Source organism: Limosilactobacillus gorillae (genome assembly GCF_001293735.1).
Classification (GTDB): Bacteria; Bacillota; Bacilli; order Lactobacillales; family Lactobacillaceae; genus Limosilactobacillus; species Limosilactobacillus gorillae.
Genome location: NZ_BCAH01000006.1, coordinates 1 through 23,600, shown reverse-complemented (window position 1 = coordinate 23,600; position 23,600 = coordinate 1). Strand labels below are relative to the sequence as shown.

The following is a 23,600-nucleotide window of genomic DNA, read 5'->3' as shown; positions in this document are numbered from 1 at the left end:
TAACTAAGTACGCAATTCTGGATCTTGGTGACGAAAATATTTTAAATTAATTTTCTTGCGATTCTTCGACCGATGTTTCCTGCCCTGGTGTTGTCACATCGGCTGGGCTTTCTGCTTGGTCGTCTTCTTTTTCAACCTTAGTCATCGTAGCCACGACCGAATTGGCGTCCATTTTAATCAGGTGAACCCCAATTGCCGAACGACCAGTTTGCGAAACGGTCTCAACCCCGAAGCGGATGATTACCCCCTTGTCGGTAACCACCATCAGGTCTTCATCGCCCTGGATGGTGGTTAAACCGGCCAGCGGACCGTTCTTTTCGGTCACGTTAACGGTCTTGATCCCCAGACCACCACGGCCCTTAACTGGGTACTCACTAGCCGGGGTCTTCTTACCGTATCCCTTTTCAGAAATAACTAAGACCTGATCATTTTCGTTTAACGGAGCAGCACCAATCAGGTAATCACCGTCACGCAACCGGGCCCCACGGACCCCGGCGGCAGCCCGGCCCATTGAGCGAACCGCACTGACCTTAAAGGTTAAGGCATAACCGAGGTGGGTCCCTAAGATCATGTTTTGGTTTGCACCAACAATTGCCACATTAATTAGCTCATCTCCGTCATGGAGGTTAATCGCCTTAAGTCCGTTGGAGCGAATATTCTTAAATTCGGCTACCGGTGTGCGTTTAACCGTTCCCTGGCGCGTTACAAAGAAGAGGTCCTTTTGCAAGTCGTCCTCATTTTGCGCGACGTTGATAACGGCGGTGACCTTTTCATCCCCATCAATGTCTAACAGATTAATGATCGGAATCCCCTGGGCAGCCCGCCCGTATTCAGGGATTTCATACCCCTTCATGGCAAAGACCTTCCCGGTATTAGTAAAGAAGAGCAGGAGATCGTGCGTGGAGCTTGCAACTAGGTGTTCAATGAAGTCATCATTATGAACACCCATCCCCTTAACACCACGGCCCCCGCGGTTTTGAGTCTTAAACTCATCGACTGGCAGGCGTTTAACGTAGCCGTTATGGGTCAGGGTCACGACAATCTCTTCTTCTTCGATCAAGTCTTCGTCTTCAATGTTGGTGATATCACCGACCTGAAGCTCAGTCCGCCGCTGGTCACCGAACTTGCTTTGGATCTCCATCAGTTCATCGTAAATAATTTGATTGATCCGTTCTTGGTGGGCCAAGATGTCCTTGTAATCAGCAATTGCGGCGATTAGTTTTTGGTACTCATCTTCGATCTTTTCACGTTCCAGACCGGTTAAGCGAACCAGTCGCAGGTCTAAGATGGCCTGAGCCTGACGATCAGATAAGCTATAGTCATCCATCAGGCGCCGCTTAGCTAATTCAGAGGTTTCTGAGCTTCGGATGATGTTAATGATTGCATCGATATGGTCTAAGGCAATCCGCAACCCGGCAACGATGTGAGCCCGGTTTTGGGCCTTCTTCAAGTCAAATTCAGTCCGGCGACGAACAACCTGTTCTTGGTGGGCCAAGTAGTGCTGAAGGATTTCCTTTAGGGACAGGACCTTCGGCGCCCCTTTGACGATCGCTAACATGTTGAAGTTGTAAGCCGTCTGCATCAAGGTCAACTTGTAGAGGTTGTTTAAGATCACTTCGGCACTGGCGTCACGACGGACGTCAATCACAATCCGCATCCCCTCACGGTCAGTTTCGTCATTGACGTCGGTGATCCCGTCGATCTCCTTTTCGCGGGCTAATTCAGCGATCCGCTCGATTAACTTAGCCTTGTTGACCATGTACGGGATTTCGTGAACGACAATTCGTTGCTTACCGTTTTTTTGTTCTTCAATTTCAACCTTGGCCCGTACGATGATTGAGCCCCGACCGCTTTCGTAAGCTTGACGGATCCCTGCCTTCCCCATGACTACCCCACCAGTCGGAAAGTCCGGTCCTGGCAAGGCCTTCATCAGTTCGGCAACGGTGACGTCTGGGTTCTTCATCAGCATGTGGATGGCCGAGATCACTTCACCTAGGTTGTGGGTCGGAATGTTAGTTGCCATCCCGACGGCAATCCCGGAGGCCCCGTTAACCAAGAGGTTCGGGAAGCGGGACGGTAGGACAACCGGCTCCTTTTCGGTCCCATCGTAGTTATCTTGGAAATCAACAGTGTCCTTGTTGATGTCGCGTAACATTTCAACGGCAATCTTACTCATCTTGGCTTCGGTATACCGCATGGCGGCCGCCCCGTCACCGTCGACGGAACCGAAGTTCCCGTGGCCGTCAACCAGCATGTAACGGTAGGAGAAGTCTTGGGCCATCCGCACGAGCCCTTCATAAATCGAAGAATCCCCGTGGGGGTGGAATTTACCCATGACGTCCCCGACGATCCGGGCCGACTTCTTGTACGGCTTGTCTGGAGTAACCCCTAGTTCGTTCATCCCGTACAAAATTCGGCGCTGAACCGGCTTTAAGCCGTCACGAACGTCGGGTAGAGCCCGGGAAACGATGACACTCATGGCGTAATCCAAGAATGAATTACGCATCTGGCTGGTCAGATTAACATCCGTTATCCGCCCAGGTATCTCTTGTTCTGGCACGCTTGTTCCTCCTCAATTTCATTTCTTTACAGGTCGAGGTTTTCCACGAAGGTGGCGTTTTCTTCGATAAATTCCCGTCGTGGTCCGACTTTAGTTCCCATCAGCATCGGGAAGATTTCATCGGCGGCCTTGGCATCGTCTAGTTTCACCCGAAGTAGGTGCCGGTTTTCTGGGTCCATCGTCGTCTCCCAGAGCTGTTCAGCATCCATTTCTCCCAGACCCTTGTAACGCTGGATAACTGGGCGAGGACTCGGTTGCAAGGAGTTAACCACCCGCTCTAATTCCTCATCATTTTCAATGTACTTCACAAACTTTCCTTGGCGCACCTGGTACAGCGGTGGCTGGGCAATATAGACATACCCCTTTTCAATCATCGGCCGCATGAACCGGTAGAAGAGGGTCAACAAAAGCGTCCGGATATGGGCCCCGTCGACATCGGCATCGGTCATGATAATCAGCTTGTGGTAGTTGGCCTTATTGACATCAAAGTCGTCACCAAAGCCCGTTCCCAACGCCGTAAACAGGGAGCGAATTTCTTCATTGGCTAAGACCCGGTTCAAAGAGGCTTTTTCAACGTTTAAGATCTTTCCCCGGATCGGCAAGATAGCCTGGGTTAAACGGGAACGCCCTTGCTTGGCACTACCGCCGGCCGAGTCCCCTTCGACAATGAAGAGCTCAGAGATATTCGGGTCCTTGCTGGTATTATCAGCAAGCTTACCAGGCAGGTTGGAAATTTCTAACCCGCTCTTCTTACGGGTCACTTCCCGAGCACGCTTGGCGGCGTCACGGGCCTTACTTGCCAGCATTCCCTTTTCGACAATCTTGTGGGCCACGTCCGGATTTTCCATCATGAAGCGAGTCATCGTCTCAGCAAAGATGTGGTCGGTTGCCGTTCTAGCATCGGAGTTCGACAGCTTGGTCTTGGTTTGCCCTTCAAACTGCGGGTTCGGGTGCTTGATGGAGACCACGGCGGTCAAGCCTTCACGCACGTCCTCCCCAGACAAGGTGACGTTCCCCTTGATTTGATCGCTCTTACGCCCGTAATCATTGATTACCCGGGTCAAGGCCGTCTTGAAGCCCGTTTCGTGGCTTCCCCCTTCGTAAGTGTGAATGTTGTTGGTAAAGGTCAGCAGGTTGGAACGGTAGTCATCCGTGTACTGCAAGGAAACTTCGACCGTAATCCCCTTATACTCACCCTCCACGTAAATTGGCGGGTCAAAGAGCAGCTCATGCCCCTCATTTAGGTACTCGACGTAGTGGCGAATCCCCCCTTCGTAGTGAAAGGATTCCTTGATGTCTTGACCCTCACGATGATCCTCAACGTTGATCTTAAGTCCCTTGTTTAAAAAGGCTAGTTCCCGTAAGCGGTCAATCAGGGTCTTAATGTTGTAAACCGTTGTTTCCCGAAAGATTTCCGGATCCGGCTTAAAGTGGACGGTTGTACCGTGAGCCCCTTCGGGAAGGCCTTCTCTGATCACCTTCATGGTGCTGTTGACGTGGCCGCGGGCAAAGTCCATGTAGTATTCCTTGCCTTGACGGACAACTTTAACGTCTAATTCCGTTGACAGGGCGTTGACAACCGAAGCCCCCACCCCGTGGAGTCCCCCGGAAACTTTGTAACCACCATTTCCAAACTTCCCCCCAGCATGGAGAACCGTAAAGACCGTTTCCAAGGCGGGCTTACCAGTTTCTTTTTGGATATCAACTGGAATACCCCGCCCGTTATCAGTGACGGTGATCGAATTATCAGGTTCAACAATCACGTTAATCTCATCGCAAAAGCCGGCCAGTGCTTCATCAATCCCGTTGTCGACAATTTCCCAAACTAGGTGGTGTAACCCCTGGACGGTGGTGGAACCAATATACATCCCAGGCCGCTTCCGAACAGCCTCCAGTCCCTTTAAGACCTGAATTTGGCTGGCGTCGTATTCGCTGGCTAATTCCGCCTTACGTACGTGTGCTTCTTGTTCACTCACTTGTCTTCCTCCTTGCTGAGTGTACCATCGTGAATCGTGAAGATCGTTGGTTGGTGAATCAACTGCCGGGCTACCCCACTTAAGCTCGTCGTGGTGATAAAGGTTTGCACCTTGTCTTGAATTGCCGTAAGCAGGTGGGTCTGTCGGTCATCATCAAGTTCAGATAAGACATCGTCTAATAGCAGTAGTGGGTACTCACCGGTTTGTTCCTTCATTAGGTCAATTTCGGCTAGTTTTACGGCTAAGGCCGTCGTTCGCTGCTGGCCCTGGGAACCAAAACGTTGGACGTTTTGTCCGTTGACAATAAAGTGAATATCATCGCGCTGGGGCCCAATTAGGCTGGTGCCGTTCTCGATTTCACGCTCCTCATTTTCCGAGTAGAGGCGCCGGAGCTTGGCAACGGCCTCCTCGACATTCATTTGATCGTTAACGTCAACTTGACTGACGTATTGCAGGGTCAGCTCCTCTTTTTCCTTAGAGATGTGATGGTGTAAATCCGCTGCCCACTTTTCCAAACGTTTAATTAGTTGGTAACGAGCCACCACCACCTCACCAGCCGCCTGAGCTAACTGGTCGGTGATCACCCCTAGCAGAATCCGGTCACTTTGCTGGCCATACTTAAGTTGGCGCAAATAAGCGTTACGCTGGGTCAGCTGCTGGTTAAAACGACTAATATTGTACAGGTACTTGCTGCTCATCTGGCCAAATTCCATGTCCATAAACTGGCGCCGATTGACTGGTGCGCCCTTGACCAGGGCTAGGTCTTCAGGGGCAAATAGAACCACGTTTAAATGGCCGACGTAAGTAGACAGCCGCTTTTGAAAAAGGTGGTTGACCTTAACACGCTTACCACTGGTGGAAATTTGCACCTCTAAAGGCAGACGGCCACTTGTCCTTTTGACCACCCCACTGACCCGGGCAACCTTTTGGTGCCAGCTGATCAGCTCCCGATCCTTGGCCGTCCGGTGACTCCGGGTGAAGGCCAAGAGGTAGATGGCCTCTAGCAAGTTCGTTTTCCCCTGGGCGTTTTCTCCAATTAAGACGTTGATCCCCGGCGCAAAGGACACCGAAAGTTCTTCATAGTTACGGTAGTGACTTAACTGGAGCTCCTGGAGAATCATCGCCTGCTCCTAGTCTTTTACAATCGCAACGCGTTCAATGCCAACGACATCAATGTGATCGCCGGGGTAAAGTTTCTTGCCCCGGCGATCGTCTAGTTCCCCATTAATCTTGACTTCGTGTTCCTTTAAGAACCATTTGGCAGCGCCCCCCGTGGGGATGATGCCTTCTTCTTTTAAGAGCTGCCCCAACGTGATGAAGGGGCGGTCGATCTTGATTTCCTTTTCCATATGTTCACACGTCACCTACTTTACTTAATAAGTCAATTATAGCTTTTTTAAGGGCCAAAAACAAATTTTCTCCACTTCAGAGGCCGTCTGAGCATTTTTGCCCCCTTTTTGATAAAAAACCCTTTGCACCCTTAAAAACCGTCCAAGCGCCCATTACTAATTTTTGAACTAAAAAGGGCTGCGACCTTTTTTAGTCGCAGCCCCCTTCTTTTTAAGAGTTATCCTAGTAGGTCCGAACTGGGGTAATCAGTTGGACGAAGTTATCGGATTCCTCGGTTGGTACTAAGGTGAATGGACGCAGAGGCGTCGTAAAGGCCAAGATAATCTTTGCCTGACCAAACGACTTCAAGGCGTCGCTCATGTAGTCCGGGTTAAAGGAAATTTCTAACTGGTTTCCCTGTAGCCGGTCAGTGGCGATATTTTCTTCAACATTCCCGATATCGGCAGAGTCACCAGACACCTTGGCAACACCTGCCTGCGGGTCAACGGTCAGCTTAACCACGTTGTTACGGCTTTGGTGTGATAAAAGCGAGGCCCGTTCGATAGAAGCCAGGAAGGTATTGGCTTCCAATTCTACCGTCGTGTCAGAAGTGTCCGGGATTAGCCGCGACGTTTCTGGATAATTTCCTTCCAAGAGACGGGAGTAGAAACGAGTGTTACCAAAGACAAACAGGATCTGGTTTTCAGTTACTTGCATGGTAACGGAATCCTTGACATCTCCAATCATCCGAGACAATTCGGAAAGTGAGCTCCCTGGGATTACCACGTCCAACTTCCTGTCACCAGTGTTAGACAGAGTGACTTTCCGCTGGGAAAGGCGGTGACTATCCGTAGCTACGGCCGTCAAAACTCCGTCGGCCAACGTTACGTGGATCCCAGTTAAAATCGGCCGACTCTCTTGGTGGGAAACTGCGATTTGGGTTTGGCGGATCACGTCAGCAAATAGGTCTGGAGCCAGTTCAAAGCTGGCTTCACTATCAATTTCTGGCAAGTGCGGGTAGTTATCGGCATCCTGGCCGTTAATTGTAAACTCGGCCGTCCCAGAAATAATCTGCGCTTGAAAGCCTTCCGTAACCGCAATCGTTACCTGTTGGTCCGGTAATTTCTTAACAATATCGCTGAAGAAACGGGCAGGCAACACAATGGCGCCTGGTTCTTCAACACTTAATTGATACTGACCATCCGCACCACTTAGGGTGGTTTCGATTGTGATGTCAGCATCACTCCCGGTTAGAATTACTTGGTTATCGTCAACAACCAGCTTTAGGCCAGTTAAAATCGGGATTGTTGTTTTAGATGAGATTGCTCGTAAGACGTTGTTAAGTTGACCGATAAAGGCTGTCCGGTTGATGGTGAATTTCATGAAGAAGTCCTCCCTGATAGTTAATTTATATTAAGTAAAAATGTAGTAGTGGTAGTAGAGGCTGTGGAATTTGTGGAAAAGTGGAAAACACTGGTAAGGTCAAAGTTTTCCACTTGTTGATAAGTTGGGGATAATTCTGTGAATCACTAGTCGTTTTTACACAGACTACGCTTGTAGATCGTTCTTGAGGTTGGTGAGGTCACTTTGCAGCCGGGCGTCCTCTTGAACCTGTTTTTCAATCTTATCGATGGCGTGTAAAACCGTTGTATGATCCTTGCCACCGAACTCTTTGCCAATCTTGGGCAGGGAGTTATCGGTTAACTCACGAGACAGGTACATAGCAATCTGGCGGGGAACCACAATATTCTTAGTCCGTTTCTTACCGGTAATATCGGACTGATTGATGTTGTAATACGTGGCAACCCGTTTTTGAATTAGGTCGATGGTGACGGTAGTTTCGGTGTTGGCGACCATTCCCTGAAGTGCCTCGGTAGCCAGCTTAAGGGTAATCGGCTGGTGGTGGAGTTCGGAAAAGACCCGGATCCGCATCAGGGCCCCCTCCAGTTCCCGGACGTTGGTGTTGATTCGCTGGGCGATGAAATTTAAGACCTCGTTAGGAACGTCTAACTGTTCTTCTTCGGCCTTGGACTTGAGGATGGCAATTCGAGTTTCAAGGGCCGGGGAGGTGATTTCAACTGGAACTCCCCACATGAAGCGGGAAACCAACCGTTCCGTCAGGTTAGGGATCTCACGGGGATCCTTATCCGAGGTCAAGACAATCTGCTTTTTGTTGTCGTACAAAACGTTGAAGGTGTTGAAAAACTCGGTTTGCGTTTCCCCCTTGGAGGCGAAGAACTGGATGTCGTCGACTAAGAGGGCGTCCAGGTCACGGTATTCGCGCCGAAATTCCTCTTGGGTCCCAGACTTAATTGAATTGACAAAGTCGTTCATGAAGTTTTCGCTGGTCACGTACTTGATCCGGACACTGGGGTTATGAAACTTCATGTTGTTGGCGATTGCCTGCATCAGGTGGGTCTTGCCCAGGCCCACCCCCCCATAAATCAGGAGCGGGTTGTATTGATCACCCGGAGATTCGGAAGCAGCAAAGGCCGATGCGTAGGCCATCATGTTGCTGCGCCCTTCGATAAAGGTTTGGAAGGTGTACTCCGGGTTAAGTGGAGTCTCTTCTTTAAAGGTCGACTTCGGTCGGGCAGGAGTATCTCCAAAGGGAGCCGGGTCAGTAGCCAACACGTATTCTGGCCGAATTTCTTGGCCGGTATGTTGGTAGACGATCTCGACAACCTGATCAGTTAGCTGTTCCCAAAAATCACGGTGATACTGGGAGGGCAGTTGGATACGAAGTTTGCCGTTAGAGAGGTCGAGGGGTTTTGCCGGAGCAATTAAGTTTTTGTAAGTCGTGTCTCCTTTCGACTTACGGAATGAATTTTGGATCGCTTCCCAAAGAGAATCGAGCTCAGTCAAAATGATTCCTCCTCTACGTCTGAATAGATTAAATTTTACAACCGATATTTTATCATTCCTTGGCAGAGTTTTCCACAGGTGGAAAAATTGGTGGCAGTTATAAACAACGGTGTGTGGAAATTATCCCCAGGGATGTGGAAAGGTGGATAAGTTAACAATGATTTTGTTTTATCCACAACTTAATGGGGATATCCACCGAGCTAAACACTGGTCTTATCACGTTTTCAAAAGTTTTCCACCGGCTTGTGGAAAACTTTGCCCACCGGCCGGGGATAAGTAAAAAGCCCTTGGAAAAGGCAGTGGATAACTTGACGGATAAACAAAGAAATACACAACGCTGTGGATTGTTTGTGGAAAACTGTCAAGGAGAATTTATTTTTTCAGTGACTTGGCGGTTTCTTCCACCTCAAAAGTATGCTATACTTCAAAAGTATGTTTGAAGAGAGCACTCTTTTTAAACGGACGTTTTAATAAAGAAACTAAAAAAATTAGCTGCTAAGGAGGTGCAAAGTAATGAAGCGCACATTTCAACCTAAGAAGCGCCACCGTGCTCGTGTACACGGCTTCCGCGCTCGGATGAGCACTAGCAATGGCCGGAAGGTATTAGCTCGCCGGCGTCAAAAGGGCCGGAAGGTATTATCAGCATAATTTCGTTACATTAAGTAACCTTAAAAGGGGCAGGGCAGCCACTTACTGCAATTGTGATGTTGTAGTTGTCGTTGCCATGTCCCTTTTGTTTTAGGATGGGTTGGAGACTGATTATTTAAATGAAAAAATCGTACCGAGTAAAAAAGGAAAGCGACTTCCAACGGGTGTTTGAAACTCATAATTCGGTGGCCAATCATAAGTTTGTGATCTACCAGATGCAAAAGCCCAATCAACCCCATTTCCGGGTCGGAATTTCGGTTGGTAAAAAAGTGGGTAACGCCGTCCAGCGGGGCTGGGTTAAACGGCGGATTCGCCAAACCCTGCTGGAGGTTAAACCTGATTTAAAGCAGGACGTTGATTTCTTGGTAATCGCCCGTAAGTCCGCGGCCGACCTTTCGATGAAAGAAATCAAGAAAAATCTGGTCCATGCGCTTACGTTGGCACATCTGTTTGAGGAAAAGTAAAGAGAGGATCAAAGTTTGAAAAAACAAGGCAAAAAGGTCCTGAGCCTGACGGGGATTTTGGGGCTCACCCTGCTTTTGGCGGCCTGTTCTAACAAGCCGATCACTAGTCATAGCACTGGGATTTGGGACCACTACATTGTTTACAACTGTTCGCGGTTTATTATTTGGCTGTCCAGCGTCTTTGGTGGTTACGGGATGGGGATCATCATCTTTACGATCATCATCCGGATTATCATCCTGCCACTGATGTTTTACCAGACCAAAACAATGATGAAGACCCAGGAGCTGGCGCCACAATTAAAGGCTCTGCAAAAGAAGTACTCGTCACGGGATCGTGAAACGATGCAGCAGCTTCAAATTGAGCAGCAAAAGCTCTACAAGGAAGCCGGGGTTAATCCGTTCGCTTCGATGCTGCCGCTTTTAGTACAGCTACCGGTTATGTGGGCTTTGTACCAAGCCATCTGGCGGACAGCTCAGCTAAAGACGGGGACCTTCTTATGGTTGCAATTAGGACGCCCGGACCCTTACTTTGTCTTGCCGGTTTTAGCAGCTGTCTTTACCTTTATCTCTTCGTGGTTGTCGATGGCTTCAATGCCGGAAAAGAACTCAATGACGACCACAATGACCTGGGTAATGCCAATTATGATCTTCTTCATGGCCCTACAATTCTCCGCGGCCATCACCTTGTACTGGGTAATTACCAATGCCTTCCAGGTGGTTCAGACTTTGATCATCCAAAACCCGTTCAAGATTCGGCGGGAGCGTGAAGAAAAGCAAGCTGCTGAGCGTGCAAAGAAGCGCAAGCTTGAAAAGGCTAAGCGGCGGGCATATTCCAGCAAGCGAAAGTAAATAGCACAAGTGTGAAGGGGCTCCAGGAACGTTCGGTATACGAACCGCTGGGGCCTTATTATTATGCCTGGGGGTGGATCACTACCCTAAGGAGGGGGATTTGATGAGCGAATTTAGGGGTGCAGATTTAAAACAGGCGGTCTTAAAGGCTGAACATGCCCTGGGGAGATCCAAAGAGGAATTAGAAATTGAGGTGCTTGATTCAGGGCGCCGGGGGTTATTTGGACTGTTTGCCCGACCAGCCCGGATTTCAGCCCGGGTTTTAGCCGTGGTTGAAAGTGCAGCGCCGCAACCACGGACCGTACAAGGAGAAGTTGAACCAAATTCAGTAGCGGCCCCAGTAGAAGAAGCAGTACCAAAAGAAAGTGCAGTAGGGGCGCCGGACCTTCAAGCAGAACTAAGCCCAGAAGAAATTACCGCCCGCCACGAACATAACTTATACCGAATGTCAGCAGCGGCCGTTAAGCTGATTGACTATCTGACGACAGCCTACCGGGCCCTAAGGATTGACGTTTCCGCAAGGGTAGCCAAGAGCACGGCTAGGGAGGTTGAGATTGAGTTGAATGCTAAAACGCCAGGACAGGTAATTGGTTACCATGGCCGGCGGATTAACGCCTTTGAGGTGCTCAGCGCAGCCTTTTTAAGTTACCAAGGGGTTAAAGATGCTCAGGTGACCCTGGACATTGAAAACTACCGTGCCAAGCGAGAAGAGGCGATTACCCGCTTAGGTGAACGAGCGGTGATTGACGTGATTGCCAGTGGCCAGGCGGTCTTCTTGGACCCGATGCCAGCCCGTGAACGCAAGCTCTTACACAAGCAGCTGGAGGAAAACAGGAACGTTAGGACCTACTCGCAGGGCCGGGAACCCTTTCGTTCGATCGTGATCGCTCCCAAATGATTGACAAGGGCCGGTAAAGTACTTACAATAAACACGGTAAAATTTAAAACTTCGTTAGAGTAGTGAAAGTGCTTTGACCATGACCTGGGGACCCAGGCTTCGTGGAGGGGCACTTTTTTCTTTTTCGAGAAAGGACAAGCAGATGGCAAATTCAGACCAAGACACAATTGCAGCAATCTCGACACCGATCGGTGAAGGGGGAATCTCGATCATCCGGGTTTCTGGCCCCGAGGCCCTCGACATCGTCAACAAGTTATATAAGGGCAAGGACCTCCACCGGGTCAAAAGTCACACAATTAATTACGGCCATATCATTGACCCTGATAACCAGCAGACAGTTGACGAAGTGATGGTTTCGGTAATGTTAGCCCCCAAGACCTACACCAAAGAGGATGTGGTGGAAATCAACTGTCACGGGGGACTCTTGGCAACCAACCGGATCTTACAGCTAACCTTATCGCACGGGGCCCGGTTGGCCGAACCAGGTGAATACACTAAGCGGGCCTTTTTAAACGGACGCTTGGATCTTTCCCAGGCTGAGGCGGTGATGGACCTGATCCGGGCCAAGACTGACAAGTCGATGAAGGTGGCCCTAAACCAGCTTGACGGTGACCTGTCGCGGCTGATTAAACGCCTACGTCAAGATATCCTAGACGTCCTAGCCCAGGTAGAAGTCAACATTGACTACCCGGAATACGACGCGGTCGAAGAGATGACCACCAAACTGTTGAAAGAAAAGGCCATTGAGGTCCGTCAACGCTTAGAGACCCTTTTAGCCACGGCTAAGGAGGGGAAGGTCTTGCGGGATGGCCTGGCAACGGCGATTATTGGGCGTCCCAACGTCGGGAAGTCGAGCCTGTTAAACACCCTCTTGCACGAGGATAAGGCGATTGTGACCGAGGTGGCAGGGACGACCCGTGACGTGATTGAAGAATATGTTAACGTGGCTGGGGTGCCGTTAAAGCTGATCGACACGGCCGGGATTCGCCACACTGACGATACGGTCGAAAAGATCGGGGTCGAGCGTTCACGCCGGGCCATCGAGACCGCTGATTTAATATTATTATTGATCGATTCTTCGCGGCCACTTACCGATGAGGACCGTCAGCTAATTGACGTGACGGCGCAAAAACCCCGGATGGTGATCTTTAACAAGACCGATTTACCGGCCAAGGTTGACCTGGTTGAATTAACAAGTCTAGTTAAGGGCGCTCCAATCATTCAAACATCTATTTTGGAACACGCCGGGATGCAGGAACTGGGGCAGGCGATCGCCAACCGCTTCTTTAACGAAGGAATCGAATCTAACCGTGGGGCGGTGATGGTTACGAATGCGCGCCACATTGGCCTCTTGCACCAAGCTGTTGACTCACTCAACGCCGTTTTGGATGGGATCGACGCCGGGATGCCGGTTGACTTAGTGCAAATCGACATGACTGACGCCTGGAATACGTTAGGTGAGATTACTGGTCAGTCTTATCAAGACGAGCTACTCGATCAGCTTTTTAGCCAATTCTGCTTAGGAAAGTAAAGGAGACAATAATGGAAACCAAAGTTGTTAACTACAACGGGGGCGACTACGACGTAATCGTTGTGGGGGCTGGTCACGCTGGTTCCGAGGCCGCCCTAGCCGCCGCCCGGATGGGCAACAAGACCCTCTTAATTACGATTAGCCTGGAAATGGTTGCCTTTATGCCATGTAACCCGTCCTTAGGGGGACCGGCCAAGGGGGTAGTGGTCCGCGAAATTGATGCCCTTGGGGGTGAGATGGGCCACAATATTGACAAAACCTATATTCAGATGCGGATGCTAAACACCGGGAAGGGGCCGGCTGTACGAGCACTGCGGGCCCAAGCCGATAAGCACGCCTACCACCGCCAGATGAAGTGGACGATCGAAAGGGAACCTAACTTAACCCTGCGCCAGGGAGTGGTCGATGACCTGATCGTTGAAGACAACACTGTTAAGGGAGTCATAACCAATACCGGAGCTACCTACCACGCCAAGGCAGTGGTTCTGACGGTCGGAACGGCTGCCCGGGGAAAGATCATCATTGGTGAGCTCCAGTACCAATCCGGTCCGAATAACTCCAAGGCCGCCGTTAAGTTATCAGAAGCCCTGGAACGGTTGGGCTTTGACCTTCAGCGGTTTAAAACGGGAACGCCCCCACGGGTGGACGGGAACACGATCGATTATTCTAAGACTGAGGAACAACCCGGTGATCAAACACCGAACCACTTCTCCTTTGATACTCCGGACGCCTCCTACGTTCCGGTCAAGGATCAGATCTCTTCTTGGCTGACCTACACCAACCCAACCACCCACGATATTCTACGCAATAACCTCGACCGGGCCCCTATGTTTTCCGGTGTGATTGAAGGGGTTGGGCCGCGCTACTGCCCGTCAATTGAAGACAAGATCGTTCGCTTTGCCGACAAGGATCGTCACCAGGTCTTCCTGGAACCGGAAGGACGTGATACCGACGAGTTTTACTTGGATGGGCTATCAACCTCGATGCCAGAAGAAATCCAACACCAAATGATTCACTCGGTAGCCGGGTTGGAACATGCTGAACTGATGCGGCCGGGCTACGCGATTGAATATGACGTTGTGGCCCCGTACCAACTGAAGGCAACCCTTGAAACTAAGCTGATTAACAACCTCTATACCGCTGGACAGACCAACGGGACGTCGGGTTACGAAGAGGCAGCCGGTCAGGGTCTAATTGCCGGGATCAATGCTGGTCTGCGCGCTCAGGGGAAGGAACCATTTATCTTGAAGCGTTCTGATGCCTACATTGGGGTTATGATTGATGACCTGGTTACTAAGGGGACTAAGGAACCATACCGGCTCTTAACTAGTCGAGCCGAATACCGGCTTTTGTTACGCCACGATAATGCCGATTTCCGGTTGATGGAAAGGGGTCACAAAATCGGGCTAGTGTCCGACCAGCGCCTTGCCCAGATGGAGGTCAAGAAAACCCGGGTCGAAGAAGAAATCAGCCGGTTGCAAAGTTACCGAATTAAGCCGGGTAAAGAAATTGACGCCTTTGTGGTTGAACACGGTGACAAGCCACTCAAGGATGCTTTGGCCGCCGACGCCTTCTTACGCCGGCCGTATGTGGATTACCAAACCCTGTTGCGCTTTGTCCCCGCCCCACAAGTGGAATTGGACCGCCAGGAGGTGGAGCAGGTTGAAATCCAGCTCAAGTACGCCGGTTACATCGAAAAGGAAGAGGCAAAGATTGAACGCCTCAAACGGATGGAAGCTAAGCGGATCCCAGCGGATATTGATTACCAGGCAATCGAAGGACTAGCTACGGAGGGGCGTCAGAAGTTAGAGCAAATTCGGCCAACCACTTTGGCTCAGGCTTCCCGGATCTCGGGAGTCAATCCAGCCGACCTGGCAATCCTGTCGGTTTACCTGCGGCAGGGCAAGCTCAAGTAAATAAATAGGCGCTTGTCCAAAGGGGCTGACTTTAGAATTTAATTGATCGTTTCAACACCCCTTTAAATGGTTATAAGGGCAACTTCAGTAAGGTCTAATAGTAATGCACGTATAATTTATAGCCTAATAAATAAAAATGGCATTTAGCTTTGCCAAAGAGTAGCTGAACAGTGTATGATGAGGTTAAGAAAATCTTAAGGCGAAGGAGAAACATCTCTTTTTAGCTGAATTGGGAAAGCGAGGATGCATATGTTAAATGAGTTTAAGACGTTCATCGCCCGCGGGAACGTGATGGACCTAGCCGTTGGGGTTATCATTGGGGCTGCCTTCACAGCAATTGTAAAGTCATTGGTTTCCGATTTAATTAACCCATTGATTGGGATTTTCCTTGGGAGGATTGACCTTTCCAACCTAGTTTTTTCCATTGGTTCAGCCCACTTCCGTTATGGGGCATTCCTAAACGAAGTGATTAACTTCTTGATCATTGCCTTCGTGGTCTTTTTAATGGTAAAGGCTGTTAACAGGGTAATGCCAAAGAAGAAAGAAGAGACGGCTGAAGAAAGTCCGTCTAAGGAAGAAGAATACCTTGGCCAGATCGTGGAACTGCTCAAGAAACAAACTAAATAATATAATAAAAGCCGNNCGGCTTTTATTATATTATTCGCGGTGAGCATCTAAGTCGATATCCCCTAATGAGATCAACTTGGTCTTATACTTAATTTTGTAGTAGAGGTACAAGATGATAAATAGCGGGACTGACATGTACGTAATTAAAATGTTTTCCCAATCCAGTTTAGCAAAGGCATCAAGGTTTTGGCCCCCGATGGCGATCAGACAGAGGATAAAGGCAAATATGGGCCCAAACGGGAAGAGGGCCGCCTTGTACTTGAGGTCGCTGAGCTTACGACCCTGCTTGACGTAGGCGCGCCGGAAACGGTAGTGGGCGATGGCAATCCCTAGCCAGGCAATGAAACCAGAGAGCCCGGAAGCGTTAATTAAGTAGTTGTAAGCTTCCTTACCCATGAATTGAGTGGCAAAGATGGCCAATGATACTATCATCGTCCCGACCATGGCATAAATTGGAATTCCGCGTTTGTTGACGTAGCCAAAGATCTGCCAGGCAAAGCCCTCCTTGGCTTGCGTATAAAGCATTCGTGTTGAGGCGTACAGTCCGGAGTTGGCTGCCGAAAGTAGGGCGGTAAAGATAACGGCGTTCATGACGGAAGCCGCTGCTGCTAGCCCAGCCCGCTGGAAGACGATCGTTAGTGGACTCATTGAGACATCCTGGACGTTAGAAGACAAGAGGTTCTTGTCGGTATACGGTAGGATGCAAGCCATCACAAAGATTGATAGCAAGTAGAATAAGAGGATCCGCCAGAAGGTCGAATGAATGGCCTTAGGAACGGCGTGGCGTGGGTCGGCTGATTCCCCAGCGGTAATTCCAACCAACTCGGTTCCTTGAAAGGACATTCCGGCCACTAAGAAGACTGCAAACATGGATGGAAAGCCGCCGACAAAGGGGGCTTCCTTGTAGGTGAAGTTTTTAAGGCCGATTGCGGAGTGACCTCCCATGATCCCGAAGATCACTAAGAACCCAACGATTAAGAAAAAGCCGATTGTGACCACCTTGATAAAGGAGAGCCAATATTCGGTTTCCCCATAGGACTTAACCGACAGCCAGTTAATTAAGACAATCAAAATGAAGACGACTGAAGAAAAGACCCAGGAGGGCAGGTGTGGGAACCAGTAGTTCATGACTACCCCACAGGAGACGGCGTCCACGGTGATCGTGATCGTCCAGTTAAACCAGTAGTTCCAGCCCATGGCAAAGCCAAAAGCAGGGTCAACGTAATCAGTGGAGTAGGTAACAAAGGAACCGGTCGTTGGTGAGAAGGTGGCCATTTCCCCGAGCGAGGTCATCAAAAAGTAGACCATGATCCCGATAAGGGCGTAGACCACAAGGGCACCCCCGGGACCAGCTGTAGCAATGGCGGAACCAGAGGCAATTAAAAACCCGGTTCCAATTGATCCTCCCAGGGCAATCATCGATAAGTGACGGGTCTTTAGACTCCGTTTCATTTCATGATTTTCGGTACCGGCGGCAGCGTCGGCTGACGATTTCACAAAGAACCCTTCTTTCTAAATGGATAAAATTTCATAATGTATCAGTTCATTCTAACATAAAACGGGATAACAACCGTAATATTCACCGGATATTCACAAAAAATGGGCAAACCGTAAGAAATCCTTAATGATCCGATCGGTTTACACGGCCGGGGAAAAAGACTATCATTATATAGATTTTACGGCGCTTTGCAGACTATTTCCCTAGCAGTAATTTCCCGGGAAATAACCTAGACAAAACGAGAATTGGAGTTGAAAAAACAATGTGTGGAATTGTTGCGTTCGTGGATAATGAAAAGCCACAGGAAAAGGAAGTTCAAATTCAAAAGATGATGAACCGAATTATCCACCGGGGACCGGATGATTCTGGAATGTTTGTTGATGACCAAGCAGCCCTGGGATTCCGGCGGCTGTCTTTTATCGACGTTAAGTCGGGGAATCAACCGATCTTTAATGAAGACGATTCAAAGGCGATCATCTTTAATGGGGAAATTTACAACTTTAAACCCCTGCGCGAGGAACTAATTAGGGCCGGTCACCACTTTAGCACCCATGCCGATACGGAGGTTATTCTCCACGGTTACGAAGAGTGGGGCGAAGATGTGGTTAAGAAGCTACGGGGGATGTTTGGCTTTGCCATCTGGAACCGGGAGACTGGGGAAATGTTCGGGGCCCGCGATCACTTTGGAATCAAACCCCTGTACTACGCCAAGATGAACGGGACCTTCTTTGTCGGTTCCGAAATCAAGTCCTTCCTGGACCACCCGAACTTTGACAAGCAACTGAATAAAGAAGCCCTAAAGCCGTACATGACCTTCCAATACCCAGCCACTGACGAAACCTTCTTTAAGGGTGTTTACCGTCTGCCAGAAGGTCATTTCTTCCGTTACAAGAATGGTGAATTCTCGATGGAACAGTACTGGGATGCAGACTTCTCCCCAGAAAAGGAGAGCTTCAAGGAGGCGGTTGATAAGATTGAAGCAGCCGTCGATGAGTCTGTTAAAGCTCACTCCTTTGCCGATGCCGGTATCAAGGTGGGATCCTTCTTGTCCGCTGGGGTGGACTCCTCATACGTTACGGCAATGATGCGGCCCGATAATACCTTCTCAATTGGTTTTGATTCCCGTTACGACGAAACTAAGCAGGCCCGTGAACTGGCCCAAAAGTTAGGGTTGAAGAATACGGATAAGAAGCTGACCAATGAGGAGGCCTTCAACACCTTCCCGACCATCCAATACTACCTGGATGAACCGGACTCCAACCCGTCCGTTGTGCCATTGTACTTTTTGACTAAGTTAGCCAAGGATAACGGCTACAAGGCGATGTTATCTGGGGAAGGGGCCGACGAATTGTTTGCCGGCTATACCGATTATGGTTTTAACACTTCTTCCAAGTCGATCCGCTGGGTGACGGACCAGTTGCGTAAGCTCCCACAACCGACTCGCTACAAGATTGGGGAATGGTTGAAGAACCATAAAAACTTCCACGGGCGTCTGCACATGTACCATGCCATGGCCCCGGCCCGTGAGGATTTCGTTGGTCAAGCCTACATCTTCTCGCCGGAAGAGGCTAGCGACGTCTTAGCTAAGGACTTTGATTGCGGCCCAACGATTCAAGAGATTCTGGCCCCGTACTTTGATAAGATCGAACCAAAGAATATCGATGAGGTGGCTAAGCGTCAATACGTCGACTTGCACCAATGGATGCCGGGCGACATCTTGCTCAAGGCTGATAAGATGAGTATGGCTAATTCCTTGGAACTGCGGGTGCCGCTTTTGGACAAGGAGGTCATGAACGTAGCCTCCCATACCCCAACTAAGTACCTCTTCAACTATAAGGGGACCAAGTGGGCCTTCCGGATGGCGGCCAACCGGCACCTACCGGAAGAATGGGCAACCCGGCCAAAGATGGGCTTCCCGGTTCCGATTCGCGAGTGGCTCCACGAAGACAAGTACTATAAAGAGGTGCGGGCCCTGTTTGAAGAAGACTTCGTCAAGGAGTTCTTTGACCAGGATAAGATTTTAAAGCTGGCCGATGATAACTATAATCAAAAGATTGACGGCCGCCGTAAGCTGTGGACAATTTACACCTTCTTGGTATGGTATAAGCTCTACTTTATCGATAACTACGTGCCAGAATACACTAAGCAAGCGGACGCCGAGGTGATGGAATAATGACGATGAAACTGAGTGAAATCATCACGATTTTAAAGGAAGCGGGGCTGTTTAAGGAATTAATCGTGGCCGGTAAGTGGCACGACCAAGCCCCAGCGGACTTGGCGGACCAGTCCGTCTCAGACTTATCCTATGATTCCCGGACGGTTCAATCAGGAACCCTCTTCTTTTGTAAGGGGCTTAAATTTGATCCCAAGTACCTGACGATGGCAGCTAACCAGGGTGCCAGTCTTGTCATGGCAGCCGCTGATTACACCGACCAATTGGCTAACAGTACCAACCCAGCCCTACCCCAGGTGGTGGTTACGGACATCCAAAAGGCGATGGCAACCGTGGCCCGGGCTTTTTATGGCTATCCAGATCGTCAATTAACCGTGATTGGCTACACCGGAACTAAGGGGAAGACAACCTCGGTCTACTTTACCCGTCACATCATGGCTAAGGCCCTGGGTAAGGTAGTTGCTCAGTTCTCCTCCATTGATGAGTGCCTGGATGGGGAAACCTTCATCCCAGCCCACCTAACGACGCCGGAGTCCTTAGACCTCTTTAAGATGATGAAAGAGGCCGTTGACAACAAGATGAAGTACCTGGTAATGGAAGTTTCCTCCCAGGCTTATAAGAAGTCACGGGTCTATGGCCTGCCACTTGATATCGGCGTCTTTTTGAATATCTCGCCGGATCACATTAGCCCGGTTGAGCACCCAAGTTTTGAGGACTACCTATCCTGTAAGAGTCAGATTGTTGACAACAGCAAGGTGATCATCCTGAACAAGGAAAGCAGCCAGTATAATTACCTGGCCGAAAAGGCTCGTAACCTTGGTAAGAAGGTAATTTCATTTGGCAGTAGTGCTTCTGAGGCCGACTACCAATACAGACTGGGCGAACACGGTTACTTCACTGTGGTAACGGCAAACAAGGCTCTGCCGCAGCTCAGTGGCGACTTTCGCGTTATGATGCCAGGGGACTTCAACGTCGCCAACGCTTTGGCCGCTCTAACTGTGGCGGCCCAAGTGGCTCCGGTTAGTGATGCCTTTAAGGACGGATTAGCGGAAACCAGCGTTCCGGGCCGAATGGAGTTTATCAAAGACGACAAGGGCGTGGTGGCCTGTGTCGACTATGCTCACAACTACTTAAGTCTGACGGCTAGCTTCCGTTTTATGAAAAATGAATTCAAAGACGGCCGCCTGATCGTAGTGATCGGCGCAGCCGGGGGGAAGGCTGAATCTCGTCGTAAGGATATTGGACGCGCTCTGTCCCAGTATGCAGACGTGGCGATTTTAACCTCGGAAGACAACTTCTTTGAAGACCCGCACAAGATTGCCGACGACATCAAGGGGCACATCGATAACAAAGACCTCCAGGTGATCGTCAATGTTGATCGTGAGGCCGCCATTGAAGAGGCCTACGCTATGGCTAAACCAGGTGACGCCTTATTCATGGCCGCTAAGGGCCGGGAAACCTTCATGCACGAAAAGGGCGTTGACGTTCCCTACGAGGGTGATTACCAAATTATTAAGCGACTAATGGAGAAGTAACATGACCCTGCAACCAATCGACCAAGTTCACATTGATACCAACTCGGCTATCTCACTGCTGACGGAACATGGTTTGTTAGTACGGACGGAAAACTACTGCCAGCACTTCTTTTACCACGTTGAATATAACTCTAAGCAGGTTCAATCTGAAACCCTCTTCTTTTGTAAGGGGGCGGCCTTTAAAGAGGACTACCTGACTGAGGCCATCGACCGTGGGGCAACGGCGTACGTGGCTGAACAAAGCTACCAAAACGGAGCGACCGCCTTGATCGTTACTAACGTTCAGCGGGCAATGGCACTGTTGTCTAACGCTTTTTACGGCTTCCCGTCTAACGACTTATTTGCCATTGGAATTACCGGAACCAAGGGAAAGACCTCGACGGCTTACTTCACTGCAACGGCCATGAATTGGGGAGCTAACGACCGGACTGCCCTGATTTCGACCCTAAACACCTCACTAGGGCAAGGAGAAGTCTTTAAGTCCAAGCTCACCACACCAGAATCGCTTGACTTATTTCGTTACCTGCGCCAGGCCGTCGATAACGGGATGACCCACCTGGTGATGGAAGTATCGTCACAATCATATTTGCTTGACCGGGTCTATTCCTTACACTTTGACGTTGGGGTCTTTTTAAATATTTCCAGCGATCACGTTGGTCAAAACGAGCATCCTAACTTTGCTAACTATCTCTTCTGCAAGGAGCAGTTGCTCTTAAATGCCAGTACCTGTGTGATTAACGCAGAAATGGATCACTTTGAAGAAGTTTACCAGGCCGCCAGGGTCTCGACCGATCCGGCTAAGATTTACCTGTTTGGCCGGGCGGGGAGCTACCCGGCTTTAGATCTAGCCTATCAAATTGAAGAGACCGACTTGGATGGGTCGCGTTTTAGTTTGACGGGGGTGAGTGACCGTGGCAGCGCCCTGACCCTGGACGGACAGTATTTTGCTAGTGTGGCGGGTGACTACAACGTTGGTAACGCCACGGCAGCAGCCATTTGCGCAGCTCTGGGTAAGGTGACGCCGGCAGCGATCAAGGAGGCCCTGCAAAACGTCCATGTGGCCGGCCGGATGGAAATCATCAAGACTAAGGCCCACGGAACGGTCTACGTTGATTATGCCCACGACTACGCCTCAATTAAGCGCTTGTTAGCCTTTTTGAAGCACCAGCAGGGGGATTTAAATCAAGTAACGGTTGTCCTCGGAGCACCGGGTAACAAGGGAATTTCGCGCCGACCAGGCTTTGGCCAGGCCCTGTCCGAGGAACGGGCCGATTGGGTAATCTTGACCACCGATGACCCGGCCTTTGAAGACCCCCAGAAAATTGCTGCAGAAATCGATTCCTACATTGATCACGATCGGGTGAAGAAGGTTGATTACGTTGCCGACCGAGAAATGGCGATTAAACGGTCCATTTCCGCTGCTAAACCAGGTGACCTGGTTGTCTTAGCCGGTAAGGGCGATGACCATTACCAAAAAACCAATGGGACCGATCTCCCGTACCCGGGCGATATCTCGGTTGCCACTCAGGTGGTGGGCGCACTGGAAGGATCGGGTTCTGACTAGGAGAATGACGGGCTTTGTTGTAAGATAAAAGTGATTAATAGAAAAGCGGGGCTAGAAAAGAATGAAAGCATTAAGACAAACCTTGAGCTGGCTAGTTCCGGTGGCGATTGGACTTATTATTGCACTCTTAGTTCGGCAGTTTGCCTTTCAGCTTGTAAAAGTGGATGGGCCGTCAATGCAGCCTAACCTGCAAAATAACGAGCGAGTGGTGGCCGTCAAGACGGAAAAGATTCACCGCGGTAGTGTGATTGTCTTTGATGCCAACGGAGTGGACCCTCAGGTATCACAGACAACTGATTACGTTAAGCGGGTGATCGCCCTGCCGGGGGACACGGTTGAAGCCAAGAACGGTAATATTTACGTTAATGGTAAGAAAACCAATCAGTCGTACATCTCCAAGTACCAGCGGACAACCGGAACCGGGACGTGGACCCTCTCGTCAATCTCTGAAGAGAATAACTGGCTGCACAATATGGGCGCTACTAAGGTGCCAAAGGGTTCCTACTTCGTTTTGGGGGACCACCGTTCAGTCTCCAATGACAGTCGCTACTGGGGCTTTGTACCGAAGAATAAGATTGTCGGAGTGGTTAAGGTAGGCTTTTGGTCAAGCAGTACTAGCCAGCACAAGAAAAACGTTAACCAGCTTTGGAAGCATTACTTTACTGGTAACTAATAAAAAAAGGGCGATGACAAAAAAGTCATGGCCCCTTTTAATGACAATTTTAGGCAGAAGTCCCGTGACTTTAGTCATGGGATGAATGCCCCTACTCAACGTCCTTAATGGGCGTTTTCTTTTTGCTCAGCATTGTATTTTTGGTCGTTGATATATTTCTCAACGACTTCCTTGCTCATGTTGCCAAGCGTACTCATGTAGTAACTTGAAGACCAGAGATGACCGCCCCAGTATTGCGACTGACGAATCTCAGGGTGTCGTTGCAAGAAAATAAAAGCACTTCGCCCTTTGAGGGCTTTGATTGCACTGGCCGGGGCTTTGCTAGGAGCAAAACTAATCAGCACATGGACATGATCGAGCATGATTTCTATTTTTTCGATTGTAATCTGATTATCGTTAGCAACCTGTTGTAAGATTTCCTTCATTTCATTAGCTAAATTTTCGTCACTAAAAATAGCATGACGACACTTGGTTCCCCAAATGAGGTGGTAGTG

The 23,600-nt window shown here is 49.7% G+C and carries 19 protein-coding genes; 11 read left to right on the top strand and 8 right to left on the bottom strand.

The window, feature by feature from the left end:
* Positions 1 to 46 precede the first annotated feature (46 nt).
* The 6 genes from gyrA to dnaA form a co-directional block, all read right to left on the bottom strand.
* Positions 47 to 2,560: a DNA gyrase subunit A gene (gene gyrA / locus AOQ57_RS00980; protein ID WP_235788980.1), complete on the bottom strand. Its 2,514-nt coding sequence runs from the start codon at positions 2,558 to 2,560 to the stop codon at positions 47 to 49.
* 26 nt (positions 2,561 to 2,586) lie between these two features.
* Positions 2,587 to 4,536 (bottom strand): DNA topoisomerase (ATP-hydrolyzing) subunit B, encoded by a 1,950-nt coding sequence (gene gyrB, locus AOQ57_RS00975; RefSeq protein WP_093624327.1) that lies wholly within the window; start codon positions 4,534 to 4,536, stop codon positions 2,587 to 2,589.
* Positions 4,533 to 5,657, bottom strand: a complete 1,125-nt coding sequence (recF, locus tag AOQ57_RS00970; RefSeq protein WP_093624325.1) for a DNA replication/repair protein RecF — start codon at positions 5,655 to 5,657, stop codon at positions 4,533 to 4,535. The genes gyrB and recF overlap by 4 nt, the downstream gene beginning before the upstream one ends.
* 9 nt (positions 5,658 to 5,666) lie before the next feature.
* A complete protein-coding gene (gene yaaA / locus AOQ57_RS00965) occupies positions 5,667 to 5,885 on the bottom strand; it encodes a S4 domain-containing protein YaaA (RefSeq protein WP_093624323.1) in 219 nt (72 codons plus the stop codon).
* A 223-nt stretch (positions 5,886 to 6,108) separates the two neighbouring features.
* Entirely contained in the window at positions 6,109 to 7,248 is a 1,140-nt protein-coding gene (gene dnaN, locus AOQ57_RS00960) for a DNA polymerase III subunit beta (RefSeq protein WP_093624321.1), read from the bottom strand.
* Positions 7,249 to 7,413: 165 nt separating this feature from the next.
* Positions 7,414 to 8,730, bottom strand: a complete 1,317-nt coding sequence (dnaA, locus tag AOQ57_RS00955) for a chromosomal replication initiator protein DnaA (RefSeq protein WP_093624319.1) — start codon at positions 8,728 to 8,730, stop codon at positions 7,414 to 7,416.
* 513 nt (positions 8,731 to 9,243) lie between these two features.
* On the opposite strand from dnaA, the gene rpmH reads away from it, so the two are divergent.
* The 7 genes from rpmH (at position 9,244) to mscL (ending at position 15,663) form a co-directional block, all read left to right on the top strand.
* The gene (gene rpmH, locus AOQ57_RS00950; protein ID WP_006917488.1) at positions 9,244 to 9,378 is read left to right on the top strand and encodes a 50S ribosomal protein L34; all 135 of its coding nucleotides are present in this window, start codon (positions 9,244 to 9,246) and stop codon (positions 9,376 to 9,378) included.
* A 119-nt stretch (positions 9,379 to 9,497) separates the two neighbouring features.
* Positions 9,498 to 9,842 (top strand): ribonuclease P protein component, encoded by a 345-nt coding sequence (gene rnpA, locus AOQ57_RS00945; RefSeq protein WP_093624317.1) that lies wholly within the window; start codon positions 9,498 to 9,500, stop codon positions 9,840 to 9,842.
* Positions 9,843 to 9,857: 15 nt separating this feature from the next.
* Positions 9,858 to 10,691: a YidC/Oxa1 family membrane protein insertase gene (locus AOQ57_RS00940; protein ID WP_093624315.1), complete on the top strand. Its 834-nt coding sequence runs from the start codon at positions 9,858 to 9,860 to the stop codon at positions 10,689 to 10,691.
* 103 nt (positions 10,692 to 10,794) lie between these two features.
* A complete protein-coding gene (gene jag / locus AOQ57_RS00935) occupies positions 10,795 to 11,589 on the top strand; it encodes an RNA-binding cell elongation regulator Jag/EloR (RefSeq protein ID WP_093624313.1) in 795 nt (264 codons plus the stop codon).
* A 142-nt stretch (positions 11,590 to 11,731) separates the two neighbouring features.
* Positions 11,732 to 13,120 (top strand): tRNA uridine-5-carboxymethylaminomethyl(34) synthesis GTPase MnmE, encoded by a 1,389-nt coding sequence (gene mnmE / locus AOQ57_RS00930; protein ID WP_093624311.1) that lies wholly within the window; start codon positions 11,732 to 11,734, stop codon positions 13,118 to 13,120.
* Positions 13,121 to 13,131: 11 nt separating this feature from the next.
* Entirely contained in the window at positions 13,132 to 15,036 is a 1,905-nt protein-coding gene (mnmG, locus tag AOQ57_RS00925) for a tRNA uridine-5-carboxymethylaminomethyl(34) synthesis enzyme MnmG (protein ID WP_093624309.1), read from the top strand.
* A 249-nt stretch (positions 15,037 to 15,285) separates the two neighbouring features.
* Positions 15,286 to 15,663: a large-conductance mechanosensitive channel protein MscL gene (mscL, locus tag AOQ57_RS00920; protein ID WP_093624307.1), complete on the top strand. Its 378-nt coding sequence runs from the start codon at positions 15,286 to 15,288 to the stop codon at positions 15,661 to 15,663.
* 30 nt (positions 15,664 to 15,693) lie between these two features.
* Here mscL and AOQ57_RS00915 read toward each other — a convergent pair whose 3' ends face one another.
* Positions 15,694 to 17,115, bottom strand: a complete 1,422-nt coding sequence (locus AOQ57_RS00915; RefSeq protein ID WP_093624354.1) for an amino acid permease — start codon at positions 17,113 to 17,115, stop codon at positions 15,694 to 15,696.
* A 308-nt stretch (positions 17,116 to 17,423) separates the two neighbouring features.
* Between AOQ57_RS00915 and asnB the strand changes: the two genes are divergently transcribed.
* The 4 genes from asnB to lepB all read left to right on the top strand — a co-directional run bounded on the left by asnB (position 17,424) and on the right by lepB (position 23,106).
* Positions 17,424 to 19,334, top strand: coding sequence for an asparagine synthase (glutamine-hydrolyzing) (asnB, locus tag AOQ57_RS00910; RefSeq protein WP_093624305.1), 1,911 nt, complete (start codon positions 17,424 to 17,426; stop codon positions 19,332 to 19,334).
* A complete protein-coding gene (murE, locus tag AOQ57_RS00905; protein WP_093624303.1) occupies positions 19,334 to 20,869 on the top strand; it encodes a UDP-N-acetylmuramyl-tripeptide synthetase in 1,536 nt (511 codons plus the stop codon). The genes asnB and murE overlap by 1 nt, the downstream gene beginning before the upstream one ends.
* A 1-nt stretch (position 20,870) precedes the next feature.
* Complete coding sequence (locus tag AOQ57_RS00900; RefSeq protein ID WP_093624301.1) at positions 20,871 to 22,433, top strand: UDP-N-acetylmuramoyl-L-alanyl-D-glutamate--2,6-diaminopimelate ligase; 1,563 nt, start codon at positions 20,871 to 20,873, stop codon at positions 22,431 to 22,433.
* Between the two features lie 61 nt (positions 22,434 to 22,494).
* On the top strand, positions 22,495 to 23,106 hold the full coding sequence (gene lepB, locus AOQ57_RS00895; protein ID WP_093624299.1) for a signal peptidase I: 612 nt from the start codon (positions 22,495 to 22,497) through the stop codon (positions 23,104 to 23,106).
* Positions 23,107 to 23,210: 104 nt separating this feature from the next.
* Here the strand turns inward: lepB and tnpA are convergent.
* Positions 23,211 to 23,600, bottom strand: a 390-nt coding sequence (tnpA, locus tag AOQ57_RS00890; RefSeq protein WP_093624297.1) for an IS200/IS605 family transposase, incomplete at its 5' end; no start/stop codon positions are given.